At 69.9% G+C, this 7,630-nt stretch carries 9 protein-coding genes; 3 read left to right on the top strand and 6 right to left on the bottom strand.

Features of this window, described 5'->3' with window-relative positions:
* Nucleotides 1–1,143, top strand: a 1,143-nt coding sequence (locus tag VFF46_RS10250) for an RNA polymerase sigma factor (RefSeq protein ID WP_325036829.1), incomplete at its 5' end; no start/stop codon positions are given.
* A gap of 2 nt (nt 1,144–1,145) precedes the next feature.
* Here the strand turns inward: VFF46_RS10250 and VFF46_RS10245 are convergent.
* Together VFF46_RS10245 and VFF46_RS10240 are read right to left on the bottom strand one after the other, a co-directional pair.
* Nucleotides 1,146–1,490, bottom strand: a complete 345-nt coding sequence (locus VFF46_RS10245; RefSeq protein ID WP_325036828.1) for a DUF3618 domain-containing protein — start codon at nt 1,488–1,490, stop codon at nt 1,146–1,148.
* The gene (locus tag VFF46_RS10240; RefSeq protein WP_325036827.1) at nt 1,487–1,933 is read right to left on the bottom strand and encodes a phage holin family protein; all 447 of its coding nucleotides are present in this window, start codon (nt 1,931–1,933) and stop codon (nt 1,487–1,489) included. The genes VFF46_RS10245 and VFF46_RS10240 overlap by 4 nt, the downstream gene beginning before the upstream one ends.
* 153 nt (nt 1,934–2,086) lie before the next feature.
* Here VFF46_RS10240 and VFF46_RS10235 point away from each other — a divergent pair, with 153 nt between their 5' ends.
* The gene (locus VFF46_RS10235) at nt 2,087–2,869 is read left to right on the top strand and encodes an alpha/beta hydrolase (RefSeq protein WP_325036826.1); all 783 of its coding nucleotides are present in this window, start codon (nt 2,087–2,089) and stop codon (nt 2,867–2,869) included.
* Between the two features lie 99 nt (nt 2,870–2,968).
* Here the strand turns inward: VFF46_RS10235 and VFF46_RS10230 are convergent, their stop codons facing one another.
* The 4 genes from VFF46_RS10230 to VFF46_RS10215 all read right to left on the bottom strand — a co-directional run bounded on the left by VFF46_RS10230 (nt 2,969) and on the right by VFF46_RS10215 (nt 6,687).
* Nucleotides 2,969–3,595: a superoxide dismutase gene (locus tag VFF46_RS10230; RefSeq protein WP_325036825.1), complete on the bottom strand. Its 627-nt coding sequence runs from the start codon at nt 3,593–3,595 to the stop codon at nt 2,969–2,971.
* A 202-nt stretch (nt 3,596–3,797) separates the two neighbouring features.
* On the bottom strand, nt 3,798–4,607 hold the full coding sequence (locus VFF46_RS10225) for an alpha/beta hydrolase (protein WP_325036824.1): 810 nt from the start codon (nt 4,605–4,607) through the stop codon (nt 3,798–3,800).
* A 35-nt stretch (nt 4,608–4,642) separates the two neighbouring features.
* Nucleotides 4,643–5,020 carry a YciI family protein gene (locus tag VFF46_RS10220; RefSeq protein ID WP_325036823.1) on the bottom strand — a complete coding sequence of 126 codons (378 nt, stop codon included), beginning with the start codon at nt 5,018–5,020 and terminating at the stop codon, nt 4,643–4,645.
* 194 nt (nt 5,021–5,214) lie between these two features.
* Nucleotides 5,215–6,687, bottom strand: coding sequence for an LCP family protein (locus VFF46_RS10215; protein WP_325036822.1), 1,473 nt, complete (start codon nt 6,685–6,687; stop codon nt 5,215–5,217).
* Between the two features lie 286 nt (nt 6,688–6,973).
* Here VFF46_RS10215 and VFF46_RS10210 point away from each other — a divergent pair.
* The coding region (locus VFF46_RS10210; protein WP_325036821.1) for an NAD-dependent epimerase/dehydratase family protein at nt 6,974–7,630 on the top strand (657 nt) is incomplete at its 3' end.

Below are 7,630 nucleotides of genomic sequence, written 5' to 3'. Positions count from 1 at the left end.
GCGCAGGACGCGCTGGTGGCGGCGCTGGAGCAGTGGCCGCAGTCCGGCGTACCGAAGAATCCGGGCGCCTGGCTGATGGCGATCGCGAAGCGCCGGGCGATCGACCTGATCCGGCGCAAGGAGACCTACCAGCGCAAGCTCGCCGAGATGGGTCACGAGCTGGAGATCGACGGCGACTCGGTCGAGGACGACGTGGAGGCGATCCTCGAGGACCACATCGAGGACGACCTGCTCCGGCTGGTGTTCACCGCCTGTCACCCGGTCCTCACCATGGACGCCCGCGTCACGCTGACGCTGAAGCTGCTCGGCGGCCTGAAAACCGACGAGATCGCGCGGGCTTTCCTCGCCCCGGAGCCGACGATTGCGCAGCGCATCGTCCGCGCCAAGCGCAACCTGGCGAAGGCCGGCGTCGAGTTCGAGGTACCGTCCGGCCCGGAGCTGCTGGACCGGCTGCAGTCCGTCCTCGAGGTCGTGTACCTGATCTACAACGAGGGGTACTCCGCGACCGCCGGCGACGACTGGATGCGCCCGGCGCTGTGCAACGAGGCGATGCGGCTCGGCCGGCTGCTCGTCGAGCTGATGCCGACCGAACCCGAAGTACTCGGACTGCTCGCGCTGATGGAGCTGCAGTCCTCCCGCGCGAACGCCCGTACCGGCCCCGACGGCGACCCGGTGCTGCTGCTCGAGCAGGACCGCCGCCGCTGGGACCGGCTGCTGATCCGCCGCGGTCTGGAGGGCATCGACCGCGCCTGGGCGCTGGAGAAACCACCCGGCCCGTACCTCCTGCAGGCCGCGATCGCCGCCTGCCACGCGCGCGCCGCCGACCCCGAGGACACCGACTGGGCCCGGATCGCCGGCCTGTACGCCGTCCTCGCCCAGGTCACGCCGTCACCGGTGGTCGAACTCAACCAGGCGGTCGCGATCTCGATGGCGTTCGGCCCCGAACGCGGGCTGCAGGCGGTCGACCTGCTCACCGACGACCCGTCGCTGAAGGACTACCACCTGCTGCCGAGCGTCCGCGGCGACCTGCTGTTCAAACTCGGCCGCCTCGACGAGGCCCGCGCCGAGTTCGAGAAGGCCGCCGCGCTGACCCGCAACGAACGCGAACGCAAACTCCTCCTGGAACGCGCCGCCGCCTGCTGAACCTACCGGTGCCGCTTGACCATCCAGGCCGCGGCTCCGACGCCCACGGCAACCGCGCCGCCGACGACGGCCGTCGCCTTCGGGTGCTGCCGGCTCATCGCCGGCATCTGCTTCACCTTGGCCGGCACGTCCTTCATCCGGTCACCCGCCTGCCCGGCGACTTCCGCCGCGCGGTGGCCGGCCTGGCCCGCGGTCTCCTTCAAGCGATGCGGGACGTTCAGCTGCTGGCTCAGTTGCTGCACGGTGTTCGCGAGATGCTGCCGGGTCTGCTCCAGATCGACGCGGAGCGCCTCGGTCTCGGAGATCGGCTCGCGGTGTGCGGCGTTCCTGGTCGGCTTGGTGGTCATCGAACGGTCTTCCCTTCCGGCTGATGGCCCTTGAGTGCTTCGAGATCGTCGTGGACGCCCTCGACAGCGGACTGCGGAACGGGCGGACTTGCGTGACTGACATGACGCTTGCCGAGCAGCGCGGCGATCCCGGCGATCGCGAACAGCACCGCCGCGACGATCACCGCGGACAACCAGGCCGGTACGGCGTACGCCAGACCGAGGATGGCCGCCGCGACCAGCGCGCCGACACCGTAGAGCGCGACCATCCCGGCCCCGCCGAACAGCCCGACGCCGACGCCGGTCTCCTTGCCCTTGTCCTTCAGCTCTGCCTTGGCCAGCTGCAGCTCCTCACGAACCAGCCGGCTCAGATCGCTGGTCAGCTGACTGACCAGCACACCGACGTGCTCGCTGCGGCCGTTGGATCCGGCATCCGGCCGGACGATCTCTGGGCGCGTAGTCATGCTCGCCTCCCGTGCTCGGCTGCTGACCCGGTACCCAACCGCGGCCACGCTACGCGACCGAACCCGTCCGAGTGTGATCTAGCTCACACGCTGTCGAACCCGGCCGGGGACTGTCGACGCACGGGTGAAGATGCCACCAGACAGGAGAACGAGATGAACACCGTAGTGTCCAAGGACGGTACGACGATCGCCTACGACCAGCGCGGGACCGGGCCTGCCCTGGTTCTCGTCGACGGCGCGCTCTGCTCCCGCGCGCAGGGCCCGATGCCCGAGCTCGCCGAGGCGCTCGCGGACCGGTTCACGGTCTACAACTACGACCGGCGCGGGCGCGGCGACTCCGGCGACACCGGGGAGTACGCCGTGGACCGCGAGCTCGAGGACCTGGCCGCGGTCCTCGAGGCGGCCGGCGGGTCGGCGTACGTCTACGGCTCGTCGTCCGGCGCGGCGCTCGCGCTCCGGGCCACCGCGGCCGGGTTGCCGGTCGAGAAGCTGGTCGCGTTCGAGCCGCCGTACGTCGTAGACGGCAGCCGCAAGCAGATCCCGCGGACCTGGGTCGCGGACCTGACCGCGCTCGGGCCGGACGATGCGATCAAGTACTTCTTCACCAAGGGCATCGGGCTGCCCGGGATCCTGGTCACGGTGATGAAACTGATGCCGGCCTGGAAGACCATGCGGGCAATCGCGCACACCTTGCCGTACGACGCCCAGGTGCTCGGCACGAACTGCTTCGGCGAGCCGATGGACGCGGCACAGTGGACCGGGATCGACCAGCCGGTGCTGGTGGTGAACGGCGGCAAGAGCCCGGCCTGGATGAAGGCGTCGACCCGCGCGCTCGCGGACGCGGTCCCGGGCGCCGGGCACACCGAAGTACCGGGCCAGAACCACATGATCAAGGCCTCGGCGATCGCTCCGGTGATCGCGGACTTCTGTGGCTGATGCGGATCCCCAGGCCATCACAACCGCGTCCGCCCGGCCCCGCTGAGCGGGAACCGGGCGGACGCGACCGATTGTGATGGCCTGGGGATCCGGGGGTTGTCAGGCGCCGGTGATCAGCGCCGCGGCGCCGGAGCGGGCCGCGTCGAAGCGGGCCTGCGCGTCGGCCCAGTTGACGACGTTCCACCACGCCTTGACGTAGTCGGGCTTCACGTTCTTGTACTGCAGGTAGAACGCGTGCTCCCACATGTCCAGCATGGCGATCGGGATCTGCCCGGCCGGCAGGTTGCCCTGCTGGTCGTACAGCTGGTGGATGAGCAGCTTGCCGCCCAGCGCGTCCCAGCCGAGAATCGCCCAGCCGGAGCCCTGGATGGTGGTCGCGCTCGCGGTGAAGTTCGCCTGGAACGCGTCGAACGAGCCGAAGAACTCGTCGATCGCGGCGCCCAGCTCGCCGTCCGGCTTGTCGCCGCCGTCCGGCGACAGGTTCTTCCAGAAGATGGAGTGGTTGACGTGCCCGCCGAGGTTGAAGGCCAGCGTCTTCTCCAGCCCGACGATCGCGCCGAAGTCACCCTTCTCGCGGGCCTCGGCCAGCTTCTCGAGGGTGTCGTTCAGACCCTTCACGTAGGTCGCGTGGTGCTTGTCGTGGTGCAGCTCCATGATCTCGCCGGCGATACTCGGCGCGAGCGCGCTGTAGTCGTAGGGAAGATCGGGAAGCGTGTACGTGGTCAACTCTGCTCCTTCGTCGGGGCCCCGCGGGGGCCGATATCTCTCCGATGTCCTGGTTCAGCGACACCAGCTTGAAACTTCAACCACGGTTGAGGTCAAGTAGCCACGCGGGCGACGCGGCACTCCGACCGGTGCCCGGCACGACCGCGTTCACACCCTGCGCACCCACCGGACACCTCCAGCTTCACATACTCTCCCCAGCAGCCTACGGGCGAGTCTCACCTCGGGCACCCAGCACCGTACGGAGGGCCGCCGCAAACGGTTCCGGGGCGTCCGCGAACCCGGTGTGACCGCCCGGGAAGCGGGTCGGTTCGATACCGAGCAGGCCCGCCAGCGCGGTCGACGTACGGTCGCAGAGCTGGCCCGTCGACTCCTCGCCGAGCCCGATCATGACGTCGGCCTCGCGGAGCTTCGCGACGTCCGGGAGCCAGGTGATGGTCTCGCGCATCTCGTGGCCGAACCAGAACCGCTCGGCCGCCACCTGCTGCGGGTCCCGGTCGCCGCCGAACATCATCTCGGCCACGTCGTCGGGGAGGTAGATGTTCGCGAGCTGGAAGAACTGCTTCCAGGCGCCGACCACGTCCCCTGCCAGGTAGCCGGCCATCAGCTTCTCGGACTTCGCCAGCAGTTCGTCCGCGTCCGGGAGCAGCCGGTCCAGCGGCGGCTCGTGCGCGATCACCGTCCGTACGACGTCCGGGTGGTACTGCGCCAGCGCCAGCGCGCTGACCGCACCGCCACTCGACCCCAGGACGACGGCCGGGCCGGCGTCGACGTGCCGGATCAGCGCGGCCAGGTCGTCGGCGCGCTGCTCCGGGCGCGACGTACCGCCCGGGGCCAGGGTGCTGCGCTTCACGCCGCGCGGGTCCAGGGTCAGGACGGTGTGGTCGGGCGCCAGCAGGTCGGCCAGCGGGGCGAACGCGTCCGCGTCCATCGGTGCGCCGACCAGGACCACCAACGGGCCGCTGCCGCGCACTTCGTAGTACAGGTCTGCGTCGGATACCTCGTATGTGCTCATGCCCCTCCCACGGACGGGAGGGGCAGAAATGGACATCAGCCCGCGAACACGTCCGCATCCGGGCCGAAGTCCGCCTCCTCGACGACCCGCCGTACCTCGACCTCGCCCTGCAGCGCCTCCGCCAGCCGGGCCGCCCACTCGATCGCCTCGTCGCGGTTGCGGACCTCGACGACGATCATGCCGCCGACCAGTTCCTTGGTCTCCGCGAACGGCCCGTCGGTGACGGTCCGCTGCCCGCCGTCGACCCGCACCCGGGCACCCAGCGAACTCCGGTGCACCCCCTCGGCGAACAGCAGCACACCGGCCTTCGACAGGTCCTCGACAACCTTCCCGACCGCTTCGCCCACCTCCGCCGACGGCAACTTGCCCGCCTCGCTGTCGGCGTCGGCCTTGTTGATGATCATGTAGCGCATCGATGCTCCTCGTCGTATGGCTCTTCCACTTACCCACACGTCGAGTGGGGCGCCGCGGGATCGACACCCGGGCTCGGACCAGTTTCTCCGGTACCGAAGAACGGGTAGTGGTGCCGCCTACGGCGGCGTGATCAGTGGTAGCCGCGCTCGGCCGGACGGGCTGGGCGGGAGTATTACCCGTTCTTCGGTACGCCTCAGTTCGGCTGGTCGCCGCTGGGGTGGTAGGCGCAGGCGTCGGCGAGGTTCTGGGTCGGGCCCGGGGGCGGGGTGCTGGTCGTGGTGGTGGTGGTGGGCTTGCGCGGGGTGACCGCGCTGCTGGGGATGGCCGGGGTGGTGGCGGGGGCCGGGGTCGAGTTGATGGCTGCTTGGACGGTGTCGCGGAGGGCCTCGTAGTCGGGGTGCAGGTACTTCAGGCGGAGCTTCTCGGAGTCGAGCGTGACGTTCGAGACGGTTGCCGACTTCACCTTCAGGGCCAGCTGCACCATCGCGGGCAGCAGCTCCTGCGGGATGTCCGTCCGGAGCAGGTGCTGCCCCGCCCGGGCGATCGCCTTGTACTTCGTGACCAGCGTCTGCGGGTCGGCCGCGTCCACGATCGCCTTGATCACGCACCGCTGCCGTACCTGCCGCTGGTCGTCGTCGGCGCCGTACCGCCCGCGCGCGAACCACAGCGCGTGCCGCCCGTCGAGGTGCTGCCGCCGCCCCGGCTCGATCCATTCCTTCGGCGGGATGTGCGAGCTGCTGATGCCGCCCATCGCGACCCGCTCGTTGACGTTCACCGTGATCCCGCCGAGCGCGTCGACGATCTCCGGGAAGCTCTGCAGGTTCACCTGCAGGTAGTAGTCGATCTTCAGCCCGGTCGCCTCGCCGACCGACTGCTTCACCACGTCCGCGCCCTCGTTGTCGGACGGGCCGAGGATGCCGGGGTGCGCGTCCGGGATGTTCTGGTACATCGCGGTCAGCATCCACTCCAGCCGCCCGTCCAGGCTCAGCCCTTCCTTGCCGAACCCGTCCGGGTAGAACTTGTGCAGCGGCGAGTCCGCCGGGAACGGCATGAACGTCAGGTTCCGCGGCATCGAGATCAGCGAGGTGTTCCCGGTCTTGGTGTCGATGCTCGCGACGATCACCGTGTCGGTCCGCACCCCCTGGCGGCTCGGCGCGTCGTCACCGCCGAGCAGCAGCAGATTCAACCGCGGGCGGTCCTCCCACGGATCCTTCACGTTGACGGTCGTCGGCCGGGTCGCGCTCTTGCTCTCCCCTTGCGACTGGAACACGTCCTGCACCAGCGTCCGCTGCGCGAGCACGGTCTGTACGCCGATCGCCGCCGGCGCCGCGATCGCGAAACACAGCACGCCGACGAACAGCGCGCCCGTCACCCGCCCGCCTCGACCACCCGTTGCCGGGCGCAACGACCTGTGCGAGCCGACGACGACGATGATCCACAGGAGGGCCAGCACGGCGATCAGTACCGACGTGATCAGCAGCCGGCTCGGTACGACGGCCGCCGCGAGGACCTCGTCGCGCCGGGTCAGGCCGACGTACGCCGCGACCCCGACCAGCGCGAGGAACACCGTGAGCACGAACGCACCGAGCTTCCGGCGCCCGCCGATGATCAGTCCGAGTCCTGGAAGCACTGCGCCCAGCAGGGTGAACCCCAGCAACTTCGGCATCGACCGCGGCCGCCTCGCCGTCGCGCGCGCACTCCCCATCGGCTCCCCTGTCCCCGATCCGCACCTCAGAGGGTGTCTGAGAACTCTGCGCCGTCGCGAGGAGGTGCTCGGTGCGGCGAGGTGCCGTGCCGAGTGCCCCGCAGTAGGCGCAGGGTTCTCAGACACCCTCTCTGCTCCAGTGTGCGGTACAGACCGCTCCCTCACCTGTTCAGACGTGTTACAGGGTCATTCGGTTGTCGATCAATCCGGTCGCGGTCGCGGGGGTGCGGCGCTAGGTTGGGCGGTTGTGCGGATTCTGATTCTGGGCGGGAACGGTTTTGTCGGACGTGCGGTCGTGGACGACGCACTCGAGCAGGGCGCGGAGGTCGCGTCGTTCAGCCGGGGGGTCAGCGGTACGCCGCTGCCGCCCGAAGTCACGCAACTGGTCGGGGATCGGGCGAGCGGCGACTACTCGGCGCTGAAGACCGGCGAGTGGGACGCGGTGGTGGACCTGAGCGGGTTCCGGGCCCGCGACGTCGACCAGGCGATGGACCTGCTCGGGGACCGGGTCGGGCGGTACGTGTTCGTGTCGAGTCACGCGGTGTACGTGCGGGATCTGCCCGCCGGGACGGACGAGACCGCGCCACGGCGAGAGCCGCTGCGGGATGCCGACGTACTGACGAACGAGACGTACGGACCGTGCAAGGTGGCGTGTGAGGACGACGTCGTGGAGCGGTACGGCGATCGGGCGACGCTGATCCGGCCGGGCCGGGTCACGGGGCCCGGGGACTCGTCCGGTACGGCGCTCTACTGGATCCGCCGGGGTGCTCGCGGCGGGCGGGTCGCGCTTCCCACCAAGCCGGAGGCACCGCTGCAGTTGGTCGACAGCCGCGACGTGGCACGCCTCATCACCCAGCTGATCACCGACGCGCGCCCCGGGGCGTACAACGCGGTCGGCCCCGAC

The organism is Kribbella sp. (genome assembly GCF_035655035.1).
Lineage (GTDB): Bacteria > Actinomycetota > Actinomycetes > Propionibacteriales > Kribbellaceae > Kribbella.
This window is presented reverse-complemented; position numbering and strand designations above follow the sequence as displayed.